We start from the raw sequence: 17,993 nt of genomic DNA, 5'->3' as shown, positions 1-17,993 counted from the left end.
AGGTCGTCGCATGGTTGGACCGGTCCTGCGGTCCGGCCACATCCGACAACGCTCCCGGCCGGGCCGGCGCCTCCCTGCGGGTCCCACCGGAATCCCACCGGGACTGCCGTGGAGAGGGGCAACGATGACCATCAGTATCAGCACGCCGGTCGACGCCGGCGTGACCGCACACGCGGGCCGGGCCGAGCGGGACGGCTTCGCCGTGCTGCGCCGCGCCGACCTGGCCGGACTGCTGTCCGAACCGGACCTCGAGGAGTTCCGCAAGGCCTGGGAGGACCTGCCGGTGGACACCGAGCTTGCCGGTGGGGGCACCTACCGCGAGCGGCGGTACGGCAAGCTTCGCGTCCGGGTCGGCGCCGGCGGCGTCACATTCGAGGCGCTGCCGCACGCGACGTTCCGCCAGGACGTCATCCCGCTGTGGGCGGGCCGGAACCGGGTGTTCGCGCCGATCACCCCCGAGGTGCTGGAGCACCCGGGCATGACGGCGCTGGTCGGCTTCGACGCGCGGCTCGCGACGGCGCTGTCCGGTCGTACGGAGTGGGAGATCGGCGTCCACCTGGTGCGGATCATCGCCCGCCGGGGCGCCGAGGGACTGCCGACCCCCGAGGGCCGGCACCGCGACGGGCACGCGTACGTGGGCATGCACCTGGTGCGCCGCGACGGGGTCACCGGCGGCCGGTCCACCATCTATCCGAACGACGGCGGCGAGCCGGTCAGCACCACGCTGACCGACCCGCTCGACTCCGTCTTCGTCGACGACGCGGCGGTTACCCACGAGGTGACGCCGACCGTGCCCGCGGCCGCGACCGGCGTGCGCGACATGCTGCTCGTCGATGTCAACCCGCCCGCCGGGACCTGACGCCATGGACCGGTCGAACGAGGCCGACCTGCTGCACGACATGGTCCGGATCCCGTCGGTCTCCGGCTTCGAGGCCGAGCTGGCCGGCTTCCTGGCCGCCCGGATGGCCCGGCTCGGGTTCGCCACCTCGGTGGACGCGGTCGGGAACGTGCGCGGCGAGATCGGCGATCCCGCCGGGCCCGAACTGCTGCTGCTCGGGCACGCCGACACGGTGCCGGGAGCGCTGCCGGTCCGGCTCAGCGACGGCATTCTGTACGGCCGGGGCGCAGTCGACGCCAAAGGCCCGCTGGCGGCGATGATCTGCGCGGCCGCCCGGCTCGGACCGGCGTTCCCGGCCCGGATCGTGGTGATCGGCGCCGTGGACGAGGAACGCACCTCGCGCGGCGCCCGCCACCTTGTGGACCGGATGCGCCCGGACGCCGTGGTCATCGGTGAGCCGAGCGGCGCCACCAGCGTCGGCCTCGGCTACAAGGGCGTGCTCCGGTTCCGCATCGACGTCACCGTGCCGCCGGCGCACACCAGCTCCCCCGATCCCGGAGCCGTGGAGGTCGCCGCCGGGCTGTGGAACGCGGTCGGCGTGGCCGCGCAGCAGTGGAACGCAGCCGACGCGTCGTTGTTCGACCGGGTGATCCCGTCCCTGATCGGGCTCTCCGGCGACCTGCGGCAAGCAGTCGCCGAGATTTCCTGCCGGGTGCCCACCGGTTTCGATGCCGACCGGTTCCTCGGCGGCCTACCGCTCGGCACCCATGCGCTGACCGTGGTCGAGCAGGTGCCGGCCGTCCGGTCACCCCGGACCGACCCGGTGGTGCGCGCACTGAGCGCGGCGATCCGGGACACCGGTGCCCGACCCACGCCGAAGCTCAAGCTCGGCACCGCGGACTGGAACGTGGTCGGACCCGCCTGGGGCGTGCCGACCGCCGCGTACGGGCCGGGCGACTCGCACCTGTGTCACACCGAGCAGGAGCACATCGCTCTATCCGAATACTGGACCGCCATCGACGTGCTGGCCGCGGCTCTCCCGCGGCTGGCCGCGACAGTTTCCGCGGCCGCGCCGGCCGGTGGCGTTCCGAGCAGAACTGGAGGCATGTCGTGACGCAGTCCGGCGACCCGCGGCCGTTGGCCGTCCTCACCTCGCGGATCCGGCTGGAGGAACGCCTGATCCTGCGCGAACTGACCCGGCGCGAGGTGAACTTCGCACAGGTCGACACCCGTCAGCTGGTGGTGCCGCTGGACGGCCCGCTGGAGCTGCCCTATCGCGGCGCCCTGAGCCGGGAGATCTCGCACACCCGCAACTCGTACGCGTGCAAGCTGTTCGAGCATGCCGGCGTCCCGGTGGTCAACGACTCCCGGATCGTCGACCTGTGCGGCGACAAGCTGCTCACCACGCTTGCGCTGCGCGACGGCGGTCTGCCCACCCCGCGGGCGATGGTCGGCCTGGTGCCGGACTCAGCGCTCGAGGCATTGGCTGGGTTCGGCTATCCGGCCGTGGTCAAGCCGCTGACCGGATCCTGGGGCCGGCTGGCCGCGCGACTGCGTGATCACGAGACCGCCGAGGCGGTGCTGGAGCACAGGGCGGCGTTCCCCGGGCCGCAGCACCGGATCACCTTCGTGCAGGAGTACATCGACAAGCCCGGCCGGGACATCAAGGCGTACGTGTTCGGCGGGGAGGTGGTCGGCGCGATCTACAAGGTGGCCGACCACTGGCGCACGAACACCGCGCGGGGTGGCCGCGCCGAGCCGTGTCCGCTCACCGACGACCTGGTGCAGCTGCTCAGCACGGCCGCCAAGTCGATCGGCGACGGCATCCTCGGCATCGACGTCATCGAGCACAAGGACGGCCGCATGTTCGTCAACGAGGTCAACCACACACCCGAGTTCCACGGCGCGGTGGAGGTGCTCGGCCTGGACCTGGTCGGCGCCTACGTCGACTACGTGCTGGGCCGGCTCGACCAGGAGGTGCCGGCATGAGCGCCGCGCTCACTCCCGACCTGGACCTGCACCCGGTCGCCGACGCGCCTGGCTCCCGCACTGCGCGGGCCGTACCCGACAGCCCGGTGCCGCTGGCCGGACAGCTGCTCGGCGTGCCCGCCGGGTCCTACGACTGGGTGCACGTGGAGCTGGACGCCACCGCGCCGGGCGAGGCCGACTGGTGGCTGTACTACGCAGACGGTCTGGACCCGGAGCCGTTGTCGTGGGCGGCCGGTGTGCGGACCGTCCGCCTGCCGGTCACCCGCCGGTCGACGCTGACCGCGGTCCGGTTGCCCGTCGCCGAGGGCGTGGCTCTGCACTCGCTCACCCTGGTCGCGCCGGTGGCGGTGACCGCATGAGCCGGCTCGCGATGGTCGGCGGTGAGCGCACCGTACGGCCGCAGGACACCGGTGCCGCCGTCGCCTGGCCGGTGATCACCGAAGCCGAGCACGCCGCCGTCCAGGGCGTGCTCGACGGCGGCCTGTTCACCTCCAACGACGGCGGCCGCGGCGAGGTGTCCGGCCTGCAGCGCGACTGGGCGGCGTACGTGGGTACCCGGCACTGCGCCGCCGTCGTCAACGGCACTGCCGCCCTCGAGCTCGCCCTGGCCGCCCTGGACCTCGCACCCGGCGACGAGGTGCTGGTCCCGGCGCTGACGTTCATCGGCACGGCGATTCCGGTGGTGCAGCGCATGCTCGTCCCGGTGTTCGTCGACGTCGACCCGGTCACGTACACGATGGACCCGGTCCGGGCCGAGGCCGCGGTGACGCCGCGGACCAGGGCGATCCTGGTGGTGCACCTGCACGGTCTGCCGGCCGACATGGCCGCGCTGCGAGCGGTGGCGGACCGGCACGGGTTGGCGCTGATCGAGGACGCCGCGCAGGCGCAGGGCGCCACCTACCGAGGGCGGCGGGCGGGTGCCCTCGCGGACATCGCCGCGACCAGCCTCAACGTGGTGAAGAACCTGCCGACGTGCGGTGAGGGCGGCCTGGTCACCACCGACGACGACACGCTCTTCGAGCGCGTGGTCCTCCGGCGCCAGTTCGGCGAGGACCTGCGGGCTGGCGCCGAACGCGACTATCTCTCCCGCGTGCTGGCCGGCAACGCGAAGCTGAGCGCCGTGCAGGCCGCATTCACCCGCGCCCAACTGGCCCGGCTGCCGGAGTACGCCGCGGCCCGCAACGCCAACGTGACCGCGTTCCTGGACCGGCTCGCCGCACTGCCCGGCATCGGAGTGCCGATGTGCCCGCCGGACCGGACCCACGCATGGCACATCGTGCGGCTGCGGTTCGACCCGGCCGCGCTGGGCCGCCCGGACATCGCCCCGGGCGCGTTGCGTACGGTGCTGAAGCGCGCGCTGCGGGCCGAGGGCGTGCCGATGCAGCAGTACCAGGTGCTGCCGCTGCCGCTGCAGCCGGCGTTCCAGCGCCGCGAAGGTTACGGCGGGTTGCCGTGGACACTGCCCGGTGTCCCCGCGGTCCGGAACTCCACGGAGGACCATCCGGTGACGCTCGCCGTGCTGGAGGACTCGCTGACCTTGCAGCGCTGGCACCTCAACCCGGCGGCCGGACCGGTGCTGCAGCGGTCCGCCGACGCTTTCGACAAGGTGTGGTCCCAGCTCGACACCATCCTTGCGATCGCCGCTCGAACCGAGTACCGGCCGCTGTGGCAGCGCACTGCCGAGGCGGTGCCGGCATGACCGACGAGTTGGCGGAGAAGGCGTACCGGGTGCGGGAGCGGGTGCTGCGCATGGGCACCTCGCCGCACGGGGCGCACCTCGGCGGGAGCCTGTCGCTCGCCGAAATCCTCACGGTCCTGTACGCGGAAGTGCTGCGGGTCTCCCCGGCCGATCCGCAGCACCCGGACCGGGACCGGTTCGTGCTCAGCAAAGGGCACGCCAGCGCGGCCCTCTACGCGACGCTGGCCGAGCACGGCTTCCTCGATCCGGCGGAACTGGAGACGTACGCGCTGCCCGGCGGGCGCCTCGCCGGTCATCCGCTGCGCCGGGTGCCCGGCGTCGAGTTCCCCACCGGTTCGCTCGGGCACGGGCTCTCGCTCGGCGCCGGCGTCGCCCTGGCCGCCCGGTGCACCGGCCGGGACCTGCGCGCTTTCGTGCTGCTCGGCGACGGCGAGTTGCAGGAGGGATCGGTGTGGGAAGCGGCGATGAGTGCCGGACACCACCGCCTGAACAACCTCATCGCGATCGTGGACCGCAACAAGCTGCAGATCACCGGCGACACCGAAGACACCCTCGCGCTGGAACCGCTCGCTGACCGCTGGCGGGCCTTCGGCTGGGCGGTAGCCGAGGTGGACGGGCACGACCTTTCCGCGCTGCGCGAGACGTTCGGCGCACTGCCGGATCCCGGCGGCCGGCCGACGGTGGTCATCGCGCACACCGTCAAAGGCCGGGGTGTGCCGCTGTTCGAGGGGCAGAAGAAGGCACACGCGGTGCAGCTCAGCCCCCGCCTCTATCAACGAGCCCTTGCGGGCCTGCGAGCAGGGAAACCGACATGACCGCAGCCATGGCCGAACGGGCTGACACCTTCGCCGAGCACTACGCCGGCTCGGGCCGCGAGATTCACCGGCGGGCGTTGATCGAGCTGGCTCGTACCGATCCTCGGGTGTTCTGTGTGGACACTGACACCGGTGGGTTGGAGACGACGTTCGCGGTCGAGTTCCCGGAGCGATACGTGAACCTGGGCATCGCCGAGGCCAACCTGATGGGGGTGGCCGCAGGCATGGCGTCAGCGGGTCTGCGGCCGTACGCGCACACACTGTCGGGCTTCGCGGCAGCGCGGGCCTGCGAGCAGATCAAGATCGACATTGCCTACAACGATCTGCCGGTCCGGATCGTGGTCACCCACGGCGGGCTGTCGTCCGGGCACTACGGGCCGACCCACCACGCCGTGGAGGACCTGGCAATTCTGCGGACGTTGCCGAACCTGACCGTGGTGGTGCCGGCCGACGCCGCCGAGGTGGAACAGGCCGTCCTCGCCACGGCCGGGTTGCCCGGGCCGGTGGTGATCCGGCTCGGCCGGGCGGCGACACCGCTGATCCACGACACCACGCCGGAGCTGGTGCCCGGCCGGGCCGCGCGGCTGCGCGACGGCACCGACGTCACGATCGTGGCGACCGGGCCGTGGCCGGTGCTCATGGCCCTGCAGGCACACGTGGAGTTGGCGGCACTCGGCATCCGGGCCCGGGTGCTGAACATGCACACGATCAAACCGCTGGACCGGGCCGCCGTCATCGCGGCGGCCCGGGAGACGGCGGGCCTGGTGACGGTCGAGGACCATCTGGTGATCGGCGGCCTCGGCGGCGCGGTCTGCGAGGTCGTCACCGAGACCCGGCCTTGCCCGGTACGCCGAATCGGAGTGCCGGATCGCTTCGGTGACGAGGTGGGTGACGAGCATGATCTGCTCGTCGCCGCCGGGGTGAGTCCTGAGCGGATCGTCGCGGCCGCCCGGGAGATTGTCGGCCGCGCAGGCTGATCGGCTACCGGCAGGAGCCGCGCGACAAGGTTCGCGGCTCCTGGCGCAGTAGTCGGGTCCGCCCCAGGCCGGTGGCCGGCCCAGCCGGCGGGCGGCGGGTCAGCGGTGTCGGCGGCAGAGGATCAGCGGTGCCGGCGGGCGGTGGGGGAGCGCCACCAGGCCAGCAGGGCCGGGTCGAGGTGTCGGGGCTGCACGAAGGCGGGCACGCGGCCGGCGGGCCGGTCGAACCGCAGATCCGGCCCGGTAGCGGCGTCGGCGCCGGCGGCGAGCACGGTCCGCAGGGCATCGGGATCGCCGCCGGGCAGGCAGTCCAGCCCCAGCGGTTCGCCCGGCACCTCGGCGGCGCTGTCGCCGATCCGGCACCAGGTCTGGTCGTCGTCAGCCCACCAGGAGACGGTGGCACCGCGCGGGGGTTCGTCATCCGGAGCCGGGTAGGGCAGCGGGGAGCCCGGCAAGCGGGGGTCGCGGGTCATCTGGACCTCGGACAGCGGCTTGTCGGCGGCGGGGAAGTGGCGGACGGTCCGGAAGCCGACCCGGGCGTAGAAGGCCGGGTTGCCGCGCTCCACCACCGCGTCGAGGACGACCAGGGCGGCACCGGCCGCCGCTGCGTCAGCACAGAGCTGGTCGAGGAGGGCTCGCCCGATGCCGCCGTGGCGGGTCGCCGGATCGACGGCGAGACGCTGCACCTCCCAGGAGCCGTCCGGCAGGAGCTGCGCTCGGACACCACCGGCGATCTCGCCGTCGGCCTCGGCCACCCAGAGCAGGCGGCCGGTCGACACGGCGGCGCGCACGTGGGCGCCGGTCTCGCCGACGCCATCCGCCACCGGTAGGCCGGGGACCAGGTCACCGGCTCGGTAGGCGGCGGAGACCACATCGGACAACCGGTCGCATGCGGCCGGGGACGGGGCGTCGTCGCGGTGGACACGGACCACTGATTGAGTGACGTACATATACGAAAAAGTACCGGAAAGGCGGACAGTGCAACAGTCACGGATCGACCTGAGATCGTTCTTCGACAACCGGGGGCTCCAACCGCCGGAGACGGCCGGGGACTACGGCTTCAACGTCTGGAGCAACACCTTCCCCGCAGAGGAGCTCCCCCCGCCCGGTACGGCCGTCGAGGTCGCCGGGATAACGTTCGCCTTCCCCACCGCACCGGCCCCGGGCGGCGACAACATCCGCTGCCGGGGCCAGCTCGTGCCGGTGACCGCCGGCCGCTGGGACTGGGTCTACCTGATCGGCGCGGCCGAACGGCGTACCGAAGACCGGGTCGAGCTGCACTACGCCGACGGCAGCATCCGTGCCGCATGGCTGCGGATGTCCGACTTCTGGCCGGAGACGCCGGCCGGGTTCGGCGAGCCGCTGGCGTTCCGCACCCAGGCGTTGCGCTATCCGCGGCACACCCACCGCGACCACGCGCCCGCGATCTGGCAACAGCGCGTTCCGGTCACCGAGCCGGATCCCCTGACCGCCGTACGCCTGCCCGACAACCCCGCCATGCACGTCTTCGCGATCACCATGGTCGCCGACGAGGAGGCCCGCTGTGCGCGTTGAGCCGCGTCCGTCGCCGTACTGGCGGCACGATCTGACCCACTGCCTGCACACCGCCGCCGGAGCGCTGCTCAGCGCGCACGGCCTCGATCCGCTGACGGTGCTCGGCGCGGGCTGGGGCTTCCGCTACGTGCCGGGGGAGGTACGCCGGGAGGAGTACTACTTTCCGGGGCACGAGGACGACCTGTTCGCCGGGCTGGCGCCGTACCATCCGGTGTCGTCGCGCTGGCACCAGCCGGCGGATGCGGTCGAGGGCTGGCGGCAGGTCCGGGCCGCGTTGCTGCGCGGCAGCCCGGTCGCGGTGGCGGCCGACAACTTCCATCTACCGTTCCGGCCGGCCTACCGGGACGTGCACACCAACCACCTTCTCGTCGTCGACGGCTTCGACGACGAGACCGGCGAGGTGTTCGTCACGGATCCGGTGCCGCCGTCCTTCCGCGGACCGATCCCGCTGGCCGCGTTGACGGCCGCCCGTGACTCGGGCAACCCGGTCGCCCACGACCGGGACCTGTTCTTCACCGCCAATCCGATCGGCAACCGCTGGCTGGAGGCGACCATCGGCCCCGGTGTGCCGCGCTTCGACCCGGACTTCGTGCACCACGTCATCGCCGAGAACACCAGACGCTTCACCGATCCGGCGCCCTCCGGCGTCCACAGTGGTCTAGCCGGCCTGCACCGCTTCCTGACCGACGCCGTCGACCGGTTCGCCGACGACCCGGACGCGGTGGACGAACTGTTCGTGGTCGGCGGACCGATGCTCGCCGTGACCGGGCTGCACGCCGCATTCCTGACCCGGGCCGGCCGCGAGTTCGATCTGCCCCGGCTCTGCGAGCGGGGCCGCGAGGTCGACCGGGTGGCGCACCACTGGTCGGCCCTGCGGATCGCCGCGGCCACCGCCCGCGCGGACCGGGTCGCCGCGGTCGACGGCCTGCGCCGCCGAGTGTCCGCCCTGCTCGACGACCTGGAGCGCGCCGTCGGGAACCTGCGGCCCGTGCCGGCGTGAGCGGCCGCAGCACCACCGGTGCCCGCTGTGGGCGCCGGTCACCGAGCCCTGGGGACACGAGCGAAGAAGGAGCAGTCACATGACCGTGCAAGCCCTCCCGGTGGCGGCCGGCCCGACGGTCCCGTCCGCACCGGGCGATCCGGCGCCATCCGAAGTCGCCGCCAACCTCGCAGTGCTCAGCTCGCTTGACGTGTGGCACGCGGTATCCCGCAACCCGCCCGTGCGGAGCTGCGCCGAGGCAGCGAGCCGCCGCAACCGGCTGGGCAGCGTCGGCATCCCGCTGCGCGACGAGCTGAAATCGACAGTAGCCCGACTGGACGGACCGGGTCCGGCGCGTTACGTCGCCCTGCACACCAGGGGGCATCAACGGCTGGCGCCGGAGAAGGTCGCGACGGTGCTGCAGGCGTCGGTTCACCGAATCGACGAGGACGAGCTTCGACGGCGCTTCGGATTGAGTTATGGCACGGTCACCCCGTTCGCGCTGTCCCGGCACGGCGTCACCCAGATCTTCGACGCGGGCGTGCTCGATCGGCATTTCGCGCCGTACACGATGATGACGAACCTGGGACATCTCGAGTACGCCGTCGAATTTCAGCCCGGCCAGTTCGTGGCCGCGTGCCCCGGCAGCCGGGTCGAAGACATCGCCGAAGGCAAGCGCCGGGCGCGGTCGCGCGGACTGACTATCGGCATCCTGACCGGCAATTCCCCGGAGTCCGGGATGCTGCTGTGGGAGAAGCTCAACCACCGGATCCGGGCCAGCCCCCGCATCACGTTCCGCGGCGACATCAGCTTTCCGCGGGTGCTCGTGGAGTCCGTACCCGAGCTGGGGCTGTCCATGGAACTGTCCGAACGGACCGACGAGGTCCGCGAGGCCGTGACCGGTGCCGTCCACCGGCTGTGCGCGAACGGCGCTACGGTCGTCGCGGTCGCCTGCAACACCACCCACTACTTCGCCGCCGAGATCCGGCGGATCTGCGCGGAATACCGGGTCACCTTTGTCTCCATGGTGGACGAGACGACCCGGTTCCTGCGCGCGGAGGGCATCCACCGGTTCGACCTGCTCGCCATCCCCGCGGTCGCCGGCTCCGCACGGTGGAGCGAGTTCCGGACACTCGCCGCCGAGTTCGAGGCCCACGTGCCGGCCCGCCGCCACCTGGACGCGCTCACCAGCCTGGCGTTCTCGGTGAAACGCGAGGTCGTCACCAGCGCCACGCTGAACAAGCTGCGTGACCTCATCGGGCAGGCGGCGACCACGGACACCGTCGTGCTGGCCCTCACCGAGCTGTCCATCCTCTTCGCCGCCCAGCGGCAACGGCAGAAATCGGCGCGCCGGTTCGTCGACACCCTGGACCTGCTGGCTGACCGGCTCGCCGCGCTCTACGAGGACGACCGGCTCGCGTACGGGATGAACTGACCGGCCCGCGTAGGGGGTTTCACCGACTCCACCCCGCAGCCGAGACACCGGAACATCGACGCCAACGGGGTCACCGCCCCGGGCACCCATCGACAAGGAGCAGTGATGAGCGTTCAAGCCTGTCCGGAGTGCGCAGCGGACGTGACGTTCGCGGCCGCACCGGAGCCGAACTCCCTCTTCGAGTGCGGCGAGTGCCGCGGGGAACTGGAGGTCCTCTCGGTCGACCCGCTGATCATCGCCGTAGCCCCCGAGGTCGAGGAGGACTGGGGCGAGTAGGTCCGGTCCGCGAGCATCCGGGAGACATCGACATGATCAGCGTTGCCATCGCCGGAGGTGCCGGCTACATCGGTGGCGAGCTCCTCCGCATCCTTCTCGACCACCCCTCGGTGGAGCTGGCGGCCGTCAGCTCCACCCGGCTCGCCGGCCGCCGCATCGACGGCGACCACCCCAATCTGCGGGGTCGGACCGGGCTCACCTATGTGCGCCCGGACGAGATCCCCGACTGCGATGCCCTGTTCCTCACCAGCTCGGGGCTGGACGACGTGCCGGCGCGTGCCGAGCTGCGCAACCGGGGCAAGGTCGTGTTCGACCTCAGCGCGGACCTGCGGCTCAGCGACCCCGCGGCGTACGAACAGCACTACGGGCGGCCACATCCGGAGCCCGAGCTGCTGGGCACGGCGATCCCGGGACTGCCCGAGGTGCACCGTGACCTGCTGCGGACCGCGGACCTGATCAGTGTGCCGGGCTGCATGGCGACCGCCGCGTCGCTGGCTCTGCGGCCACTGGCTACGGCCGGGCTGATCGAGCCGGACGTGACCGTGGACGGCCGGGTCGGCTCCAGCGGCTCCGGCGCCTCGGCCGGGGAGATGAACCTGCACGCCGAACGCAGCGGCGTGCTCCGGCTCTTCGCTCCGGTGCAGCACCGACATCAGGCGGAGATCTCGGCATGCACCGGCCTGCAGGTGGCGATGACCGCCACCGGGATCGACGCGGTCCGGGGTGTGCAGGTGGTGTGCCGGGCCACCGCGGTGGCCGGTACGGATGAGCGGGCGATCCGCGCTGCGTACCGCTCGGCGTACGCCGACGAGCCGTTCGTCCGCTTGGTGGCCCAGAAGCGCGGCAACTATCGGCTACCCGAGCCGAAGATCCTGCTCGGCAGCAACTACTGCGATGTCGGTTTCGCCCTGGGGCCGAACCGGCAACTGGTCGCCGTCGGCGCCCTGGACAACCTGGTCAAGGGCGGTGCGGGCAACGCCGTGCAGTGCCTCAACATCCGCATGGGCTGGCCCGAGAACACCGGGCTGACCTTCCCCGGCCTGCACCCGATCTAGGAGCACCCTGATGGCTCACGACATCACCGTCGTCAAGTGCGGCGGCAGTCCGCTGATCGACCGGGCCGCCCTCTGCGCCGACATCGCCGCCGTGACCCGCGCTGGGCACCGGGTGGTGCTGGTGCACGGCGGCGCCGCCGAGGTCGACACCCTGGCGGCGCAGCTCGGGGTGCCGCAGCGGCGGCTGACCACGCCTCGCGGCACCTCCAGCCGCTACACCGATCCGGCCACCCTGGACGTGCTCACCATGGCACTGACCGGCCGGATCAAGCCTGAGCTGGTGGCCGCGCTGGCCGGGCACGGTGTCCGGGCGGCCGGCCTGACCGGGCTGGACGGCGCGCTGATCCGGGCCCGCCGGCCCGCCGCCCACCGGGCGGTGATCGACGGCCGGACCGTCGTGGTCCGCGACGACCGCAGCGGCCGCATCGACCACGTCGAACCGACCGTCCTGCGGATCCTGTTGGCCCACGGCATTGTCCCGGTGGTGTCGCCGCCGGCGCTGGATGCGGACGGCGGCCCGGTTAACGTGGACGCCGACCGGGCTGCCGCCGCCCTTGCGGTAGCCCTCGGCGCCGGGCGGCTCGTCCTGCTCACCGGCGCGCCCGGAGTGCTCACCGACCCCGCCGACGAGACCACCGTCCTGCCCGCGGCTGACGTCGATGCCGATGGGCGCAGCCACCTGCCGGGCGTCGGAGGCGGCATGACCGTGAAGCTCGCCGCCGCGCACACCGCGCTGACCGGGGGCGTCGGCTCCGTCAGGATCGCCGACGGCCGCCGTTCTGCTCCGCTCACCGCCGCCCTGGCCGGGTCCGGCACCGCTGTGCGGATCGCCGCCCGCCCGCAGCACCTCGTGGAGATCTGATGTCTGAACCTCGTACGCCGTCCGGCGCCCGCTCCCTGGCCGACACCCGCCGTGCTCTGCTCGCGGTCCGGGAACGGCAGCGGGCGTCGGCTCGGGGCACCGGCGACACCGTGACCCCCGTAGGACGGGACCGGCCGTTGCCGCTGTCCTTCAGCCAGCAGCGATTGTGGTTCCTCGCCGAGTGGATGCGCGACCAGCCCGTCTACAACGCTCCCGTGGTGCTGCGGCTCAGCGGGCGACTCGACCGTGCCGGGCTGAACCGGGCGGTGTCCGTCGTGGCCGACCGGCACGAGGTCCTGCGAACCCGGTTCCCGGTGCGGGACGGGGTCGCGTACCAGGACATCACCCCGGCAGGACAGCACGCCGAGCTTGCGGTGACCGACGTTTCCGCGGCGGCGGATCCGCAGGCGGCTGCGGCCACCGCGGTTGCCGCAGCCGTACGCCGGCCGTTCGACCTGACCGCCGAGCACGCCTTCCGGCCCAGTTTGGTCCTGGTGGGCGCGGAGGAACACCTGCTGGTGCTCGCCATGCATCACATCGCCACCGACGGCTGGTCGTCGGCGCTGCTGCTGCGCGAGCTGGTCGAGGCCTACCGCGCCGAGCAAGGCGGAACCGATCTCGCCCTGCCCTCGCTCCCCGTGCAGTACGCCGACTTCGCCGTGTGGCAGCGCGGCCACCTGACCGGGGAGGTGCTGGACAAGCAGGTCGCGTACTGGCGGGACCGCCTCACCGCCCTGCCCACGCTGGATCTGCCGGCGGACCGCCCGCGCCCGGCCGATCCGACCCGGGCCGGCGCCACCCTGGAGCGCACCCTGCCGCTGGACCTCCAGTCAGCCGTGCACGCGACCGCACGCGCCGAACGGGTCACCGCGCTGTCGGTGGTCCTGGCGGCGTTCACCGCGTTGATGACGCGGTACACCGGGCAGGACGACATCGTCGTCGGCTCGATCCTGTCCGGGCGGACCCGGGCTGAGTTGGAGCCGCTGATCGGCTTCTTCGCGAACACGGTGGTGCTCCGAACGTCCACCGACGGTGACCCGGACTTCCGGGAGCTGCTGGCCCGGACCAACGAGACGGTGCTCGGCGCGCACTTCCACCAGGACGTGCCGTTCGGCCACCTGGTCGACGAGTTGGCTCCGGAGCGGGACCCGAGCCGCAACCCCCTGTTCCAGGTCTGTTTCACGCTGCAGACCGGCGGGCCGGACTCGGGCACGGTCGGCGACCTGCGGATCGACCCGTACCCGGCGGAGGCCGGCACGGCCCGGTTCGACCTCGCGGTGCAGTTGCTCGACGTGCCGGGCGCCGGGTTGCGGCTCTGGATGGAGTATTCGACGGAGCTGTTCGACGCCGACCGGATGCACCGACTGCTCGACCACTACCAGCTGCTGCTCACCGCCGCCCTGGCCGATCCCGGCCTGCGGCTCAGCGAGCTGCCACTGCTCACCTCGGACGAGGCTGCGGACCTCATCCGCCACGGCACCGGCCCCGTCCCCGACCTCGGTACGGCGACCAGCACCCTGCCTCAACTCTTCGAGGCGGTCGCCGACCAGCACCCCGACATTGTGGCGCTCCGTTTCGCGGGGGCCGACGTCACCTATGCCGAACTGGACGCGCGGGCCAACCGGCTGGCGCACCGGCTGCGCGCCGCAGGCGTTCGGCCCGAGACGGTGGTGGGCGTCCTCGCCGAGCGCGGACCGGTCCTGCCGGAGGGCTTCCTCGGCGTCCTCAAGGCCGGTGGCGCCTATCTCGCCCTGGACCCGGATCATCCGCCCGCCCGGCGGGAGCAGATCCTCGCCAAGGCCGGGGCGACGCTCGTGGTGACCACCCGGGCACTGGCGGGCGAGTTACCGGACGGCGTCACCGCGGTCCTTGCCGATGACAGCGCCGAGTCCGTGCCGGATTCCCGGCCGGAGCCACTCGCGCTGCGCCCAAACCTGGCCTACGTGGTCTTCACCTCCGGGTCGACCGGGCAGCCCAAGGGCGTGCAGGTGGAGCACCGCAGCATCGTGGACTTCGTGGCGGGCATCATCGGCGAGTTCCGCCTCGGCCCGGGGGACCGGATCCTGCAGTACGCCAACCCGTGCTTCGACGTCAGCCTCTTCGACTTCTTCGCCGCCCTGTGCAGCGGCGCGACGCTGGTGCAGGCTTCCCGGGAGATCCTCCTCGATGTCGGCGCGCTCGGCGCACTGCTGCGAGACGAGCGAGTCACCGTCGCTGACCTGCCACCCGCCGTGCTCGGGCTGCTCGACCCGTCCGGCCTGCCCGACCTACGCGCGCTGTTCGTCGGTCTGGAGGCGTTCTCCGGCGCGCTGGTGAACGACTGGATGGCCGGCGGCCGCGAGTTCCACAACGGCTACGGGCCGACCGAGGCCACCGTCGCCTGCGTCGATCACCGCTGTTCGCCGGTGCACCACGACGCCATGCCCCCGATCGGTCGGCCGCTGCCGCACTACCGAGCGCACGTGGTCGACCGGTCCGACAACCTCGTCCCGGTCGGCGTACCCGGCGAACTGCTGGTCGGCGGCGGGCTCGCCCGAGGTTATGCAAGCGATCCGCGGGCCACCGCGCTCAAGTTCGTGCCGGACCCGTTCGGCGGGGACCGGCTCTACCGCACCGGCGACCTGGTGTGCCGCCGCGCGGACGGCAACCTCGAATTCCTCGGCCGGGTGGACGACCAGATCTCGCTGCGCGGCCTGCGAGTCGAGCCGGCCGAGATCGAACAGGCGGTCCTCGGGTACGCGGACACGACCGAATGCGTCGTGGTGCTGGACGGCCACGGCGAACAGGCCCGACTGGTGGCTTACGTGGTGCCTGCGGCGGGTGCCCGGCTGGACGAGGCGGGGCTGCGGGCATTCCTGGGGACGCGACTGCCGGCGTACCTGGTGCCCGCGGTCGTCGTGGAGTTGCCGGAGCTGCCCCGCGGTGCGAGCGGGAAGCTGGACCGTAGGCGGCTGCCCGCGCCGGGCGGCGTCGCGGTCGCCGTGGTGCACCAGGCGCCGGGCACGGACACCCAGCGGCGACTCGCCGGGGTGTGGACTGAGCTGCTCGGTGTGGCCGAACCCGGCATCCACGACAGCTTCTTCGCGGCGGGGGGCAACTCTCTCAAGATCACTCAGTTGGGCTCCCGGATCCGGGACGCCTTCGGTGTCGAGCTGGAGTTGCGCGAGCTGTTCACGCACACCACGATCGCCCAGCTCGCCGATCTGATCGAGGCGCGCGAACTGGCGGGGCTGGACGCAGGCGACCTGGCTGCGCTGCTGGCCGAGGACGACGCCGGCGAGGTCCGAGCATGACGACGTCGACGCCCGTGGGGCTCACCGCAGAGCAGGAGACGTTTCGGCGCGAGCTGCGCGATTTCCTGGCCGGCGCCGATGTCCGCCGGGAGGTGGCCGAGATCGCCGCCTACCCACCCCGGCACGAGGCCAGCCACCTCGCGGTCTACCGGCGTCTGGGCGAGCGCGGCTGGCTCGCGCCGAGCTGGCCGGAACGCTTCGGTGGCCTGGGTCTCGGTGCCGTGGAGGCCGCGCTGGTCACCGAGGAGCTGACCCTGGCCGGGATCCCCGACGACGTGCACGTGCTCAGCATCGACATCGTCGGGATGTTCCTGCTGCGCGCCGGAACCGAGGCACAGCAGCAGCGGCACCTGCCGCACCTGGCCCGCGGTGAGCGGATCGCCACGGTGTTGTTCACCGAACCCGGCTGCGGCTCCGACCTGTCCGCCCTGAGCACCGCTGCGCGGCGGGACGGCGACGGCTGGCGACTGCGGGGCGGCAAGATCTACAACCAGAAGTCCCAGTTCGGCGACGTCGCCCTGTGCGCCGCCCGGACCACTGCCGGACCGGTCGCCCTGCACGGCATCACGCTCTTCCTGGTGCCGCTGCGCTCGCCCGCCGTGCACATCGAACCCGTGCCCAGCATGGGCAACGACCGCTTCAACCTGGTCGTGCTCGACGACCTGCGGGTCGGCCCCGAGGACGTGGTCGGTCAGGTGGACGACGGCTGGCGGCTGCTGAACGACCTGCTGCAGCTGGAGCGGACCGGCATCGACTTCCACGGCAAGGGCCGCCGGCTCCTGGACGCCGCGATCGGCCGGGCGACCGCGACGGGCCGCATCGACGACCCGTCCTGGGCGGGAGACCTCGCTGAGCTCGACGCCGCCCAGCACGCCGCGCACGCCCTCGCCTGGGAGCAGGTGCATGCCCTCGCCGACGGGCGGCCGGACCCGGTGCGCTCGGCGATGTCCAAGTGGTTCGCCTCCGAGCGGATCTCTCCGGTGCTGGCCGCGGGCGCGGACCTCGACGGCCTCGCCACCGCACTGTCCGCCTGGGACGGCGGTGCACCGGACGACGGCCTGTGGGAGGCCGCCACCCGGACCGGCCCGGCGCACCGGCTCGCCTCCGGCACCTCCGAAGTGATGCTGTACCTCGTCGCGGGCAACGGATTGGGGCTGTTGTGACGCTGTCCATCAGGGATCTTCGCGAGTCCTGTGCCGAACTGTTCGCCACCGACCTGGCCCCGATGCTGCGCCGCCTCGGTGAGCGCGCTCCCGGTGACGGGACGCTGGATCCCGACGACGCCGCGATCCGCGCGAGCGTCTGGGACACCCTCGCCGACCTCGGTGCCCTCCGACCCGGTCCGCTCGCCGAGACGACCGAGGTGGCCGAGCTGATCGGCGGGGCGCTCTACCAGTCGCCCTGGGCCGGCACGCACTTCGCCGCCGACTTGCTCCCGGACCACGCCGGGGTCGGCGGCACGGCGGCGGTAGCGGTCCGCGACAACGCCCGCGCCGAACCGGGCGAGCCGGGTCCGCTGCGCTGCCGCCCCGACGGCACCCTCGACGGCACCCGTTCCCTGGTGGCGTTCGCGGCGGACGTCGACCGGCTCGTGGTGGTAAGCGCAGACGGCGACCGGCTGGTGGCCGCCGTCATCGACCCCCGCGGGCCCAGCGTCCGGTTGCGCCGGCACGACGACATCGCCCGCGGCGACCTGTACGAGGTCACCCTCACCGGCGCACCGATCGCCGGTGAGCCGCTGGACGTCACCCGGGCGTACCCGGCCGCGCTCGCCCGGGCCCGGGTTCGGCAGGCCGCGTATCTGGCCGGATCGGTACGCGGGGCGATCGAGGTGGCCGTGGCGCACCTGCGGGAGCGGGCCGCATTCGGTCAGCCGCTCGCCCGGATGCAGGCGCTCGCGTACCGGTTCGCGGCGCTGACCGCGCGCAATGCTGCCGTGCTGAGTTTCGCCCGGGCTTCGGCACGACGCGCGGACGACGGCGTGGACGTCCGCCTCAGCGCCGCCCAGGTGCTGTTGCTCGCGTCCCGGTTGGCGCGGGAGACCGCCGCCGAGGTTGTCCACGCGCACGGCGCGTACGGCATGACGGAGGCCTGCGACGCCCAGCTCTTCTATCGCCGGGCCGCGGTGGACACCGCCTGGCTCGGCACACCCACCGCGTTGCGCCGGGAGGCCGGGCACCTGCTCGCGACCGCCGTGCGCGACCGGTCCGAGTGAAAGGAC

Annotated in this window: 17 protein-coding genes; 16 read left to right on the top strand and 1 reads right to left on the bottom strand. The window is 72.7% G+C overall.

The features are described from left to right. Positions 1-124: 124 nt before the first annotated feature. The 7 genes from ACIA1L_RS28120 to ACIA1L_RS28090 are packed head-to-tail and all read left to right on the top strand — an operon-like array spanning position 125 to position 6,318. Positions 125-859, top strand: coding sequence for a 2OG-Fe dioxygenase family protein (locus tag ACIA1L_RS28120; RefSeq protein ID WP_396075993.1), 735 nt, complete (start codon positions 125-127; stop codon positions 857-859). Then, the gene (locus tag ACIA1L_RS28115) at positions 834-1,952 is read left to right on the top strand and encodes a M20/M25/M40 family metallo-hydrolase (RefSeq protein ID WP_396075992.1); all 1,119 of its coding nucleotides are present in this window, start codon (positions 834-836) and stop codon (positions 1,950-1,952) included. The genes ACIA1L_RS28120 and ACIA1L_RS28115 overlap by 26 nt, the downstream gene beginning before the upstream one ends. Next, positions 1,949-2,827, top strand: coding sequence for a lysine biosynthesis protein LysX (gene lysX / locus ACIA1L_RS28110; RefSeq protein ID WP_396075991.1), 879 nt, complete (start codon positions 1,949-1,951; stop codon positions 2,825-2,827). Before ACIA1L_RS28115 ends, lysX begins: the two co-directional genes overlap by 4 nt. Further along, on the top strand, positions 2,824-3,186 hold the full coding sequence (locus ACIA1L_RS28105; RefSeq protein ID WP_396075990.1) for a hypothetical protein: 363 nt from the start codon (positions 2,824-2,826) through the stop codon (positions 3,184-3,186). The genes lysX and ACIA1L_RS28105 overlap by 4 nt, the downstream gene beginning before the upstream one ends. Beyond that, positions 3,183-4,526: a DegT/DnrJ/EryC1/StrS family aminotransferase gene (locus ACIA1L_RS28100; RefSeq protein WP_396075989.1), complete on the top strand. Its 1,344-nt coding sequence runs from the start codon at positions 3,183-3,185 to the stop codon at positions 4,524-4,526. Before ACIA1L_RS28105 ends, ACIA1L_RS28100 begins: the two co-directional genes overlap by 4 nt. Then, positions 4,523-5,341, top strand: coding sequence for a transketolase (locus ACIA1L_RS28095; RefSeq protein WP_396075988.1), 819 nt, complete (start codon positions 4,523-4,525; stop codon positions 5,339-5,341). Before ACIA1L_RS28100 ends, ACIA1L_RS28095 begins: the two co-directional genes overlap by 4 nt. After that, positions 5,338-6,318 (top strand): transketolase family protein, encoded by a 981-nt coding sequence (locus ACIA1L_RS28090; protein WP_396075987.1) that lies wholly within the window; start codon positions 5,338-5,340, stop codon positions 6,316-6,318. Before ACIA1L_RS28095 ends, ACIA1L_RS28090 begins: the two co-directional genes overlap by 4 nt. A 122-nt stretch (positions 6,319-6,440) precedes the next feature. On the opposite strand, the gene ACIA1L_RS28085 is transcribed toward ACIA1L_RS28090, so the two are convergent. Further along, on the bottom strand, positions 6,441-7,268 hold the full coding sequence (locus ACIA1L_RS28085; RefSeq protein ID WP_396075986.1) for a GNAT family N-acetyltransferase: 828 nt from the start codon (positions 7,266-7,268) through the stop codon (positions 6,441-6,443). 28 nt (positions 7,269-7,296) lie between these two features. Here ACIA1L_RS28085 and ACIA1L_RS28080 point away from each other — a divergent pair, with 28 nt between their 5' ends. From ACIA1L_RS28080 to ACIA1L_RS28040, 9 genes are all read left to right on the top strand, one after another. Beyond that, positions 7,297-7,872: a hypothetical protein gene (locus ACIA1L_RS28080; RefSeq protein ID WP_396075984.1), complete on the top strand. Its 576-nt coding sequence runs from the start codon at positions 7,297-7,299 to the stop codon at positions 7,870-7,872. Beyond that, positions 7,862-8,872, top strand: coding sequence for a BtrH N-terminal domain-containing protein (locus ACIA1L_RS28075; protein WP_396075983.1), 1,011 nt, complete (start codon positions 7,862-7,864; stop codon positions 8,870-8,872). Before ACIA1L_RS28080 ends, ACIA1L_RS28075 begins: the two co-directional genes overlap by 11 nt. Positions 8,873-8,951: 79 nt before the next feature. Beyond that, entirely contained in the window at positions 8,952-10,286 is a 1,335-nt protein-coding gene (locus tag ACIA1L_RS28070; RefSeq protein ID WP_396075982.1) for an aspartate/glutamate racemase family protein, read from the top strand. A gap of 105 nt (positions 10,287-10,391) precedes the next feature. Beyond that, positions 10,392-10,562, top strand: coding sequence for a lysine biosynthesis protein LysW (locus ACIA1L_RS28065; protein WP_396075981.1), 171 nt, complete (start codon positions 10,392-10,394; stop codon positions 10,560-10,562). Positions 10,563-10,594: 32 nt separating this feature from the next. Further along, on the top strand, positions 10,595-11,617 hold the full coding sequence (gene argC, locus ACIA1L_RS28060) for an N-acetyl-gamma-glutamyl-phosphate reductase (protein WP_396075980.1): 1,023 nt from the start codon (positions 10,595-10,597) through the stop codon (positions 11,615-11,617). A 10-nt stretch (positions 11,618-11,627) separates the two neighbouring features. Further along, positions 11,628-12,479 (top strand): [LysW]-aminoadipate kinase, encoded by an 852-nt coding sequence (locus ACIA1L_RS28055; RefSeq protein ID WP_396075978.1) that lies wholly within the window; start codon positions 11,628-11,630, stop codon positions 12,477-12,479. Further along, a complete protein-coding gene (locus ACIA1L_RS28050; RefSeq protein ID WP_396075977.1) occupies positions 12,479-15,772 on the top strand; it encodes an amino acid adenylation domain-containing protein in 3,294 nt (1,097 codons plus the stop codon). Before ACIA1L_RS28055 ends, ACIA1L_RS28050 begins: the two co-directional genes overlap by 1 nt. Next, entirely contained in the window at positions 15,769-16,935 is a 1,167-nt protein-coding gene (locus tag ACIA1L_RS28045; protein WP_396075976.1) for an acyl-CoA dehydrogenase family protein, read from the top strand. The genes ACIA1L_RS28050 and ACIA1L_RS28045 overlap by 4 nt, the downstream gene beginning before the upstream one ends. Beyond that, entirely contained in the window at positions 16,932-17,987 is a 1,056-nt protein-coding gene (locus ACIA1L_RS28040) for an acyl-CoA dehydrogenase family protein (RefSeq protein ID WP_396075975.1), read from the top strand. The genes ACIA1L_RS28045 and ACIA1L_RS28040 overlap by 4 nt, the downstream gene beginning before the upstream one ends. Positions 17,988-17,993: the final 6 nt, after the last annotated feature.

It is taken from the genome of Actinoplanes sp. NPDC051859, assembly GCF_044452725.1.
Lineage (GTDB): Bacteria > Actinomycetota > Actinomycetes > Mycobacteriales > Micromonosporaceae > Actinoplanes.
The sequence above is the reverse complement of the archived record's forward strand: the minus strand, read 5'-3'. Positions and strand labels throughout refer to the sequence as shown.

Excerpts from the sequence above, each read along its gene's own strand:
- ACIA1L_RS28120 (WP_396075993.1), top strand. The coding sequence starts at position 125 with ATGACCATCAGTATCAGCACGCCGGTCGACGCCGGCGTGACCGCACAC.
- ACIA1L_RS28115 (WP_396075992.1), top strand. The coding sequence starts at position 834 with ATGTCAACCCGCCCGCCGGGACCTGACGCCATGGACCGGTCGAACGAG.
- ACIA1L_RS28105 (WP_396075990.1), top strand. The coding sequence starts at position 2,824 with ATGAGCGCCGCGCTCACTCCCGACCTGGACCTGCACCCGGTCGCCGAC.
- ACIA1L_RS28100 (WP_396075989.1), top strand. The coding sequence starts at position 3,183 with ATGAGCCGGCTCGCGATGGTCGGCGGTGAGCGCACCGTACGGCCGCAG.
- ACIA1L_RS28095 (WP_396075988.1), top strand. The coding sequence starts at position 4,523 with ATGACCGACGAGTTGGCGGAGAAGGCGTACCGGGTGCGGGAGCGGGTG.
- ACIA1L_RS28090 (WP_396075987.1), top strand. The coding sequence starts at position 5,338 with ATGACCGCAGCCATGGCCGAACGGGCTGACACCTTCGCCGAGCACTAC.
- ACIA1L_RS28085 (WP_396075986.1), bottom strand. The coding sequence starts at position 7,268 with ATGTACGTCACTCAATCAGTGGTCCGTGTCCACCGCGACGACGCCCCG.
- ACIA1L_RS28070 (WP_396075982.1), top strand. The coding sequence starts at position 8,952 with ATGACCGTGCAAGCCCTCCCGGTGGCGGCCGGCCCGACGGTCCCGTCC.
- ACIA1L_RS28065 (WP_396075981.1), top strand. The coding sequence starts at position 10,392 with ATGAGCGTTCAAGCCTGTCCGGAGTGCGCAGCGGACGTGACGTTCGCG.
- argC (WP_396075980.1), top strand. The coding sequence starts at position 10,595 with ATGATCAGCGTTGCCATCGCCGGAGGTGCCGGCTACATCGGTGGCGAG.
- ACIA1L_RS28055 (WP_396075978.1), top strand. The coding sequence starts at position 11,628 with ATGGCTCACGACATCACCGTCGTCAAGTGCGGCGGCAGTCCGCTGATC.
- ACIA1L_RS28050 (WP_396075977.1), top strand. The coding sequence starts at position 12,479 with ATGTCTGAACCTCGTACGCCGTCCGGCGCCCGCTCCCTGGCCGACACC.
- ACIA1L_RS28045 (WP_396075976.1), top strand. The coding sequence starts at position 15,769 with ATGACGACGTCGACGCCCGTGGGGCTCACCGCAGAGCAGGAGACGTTT.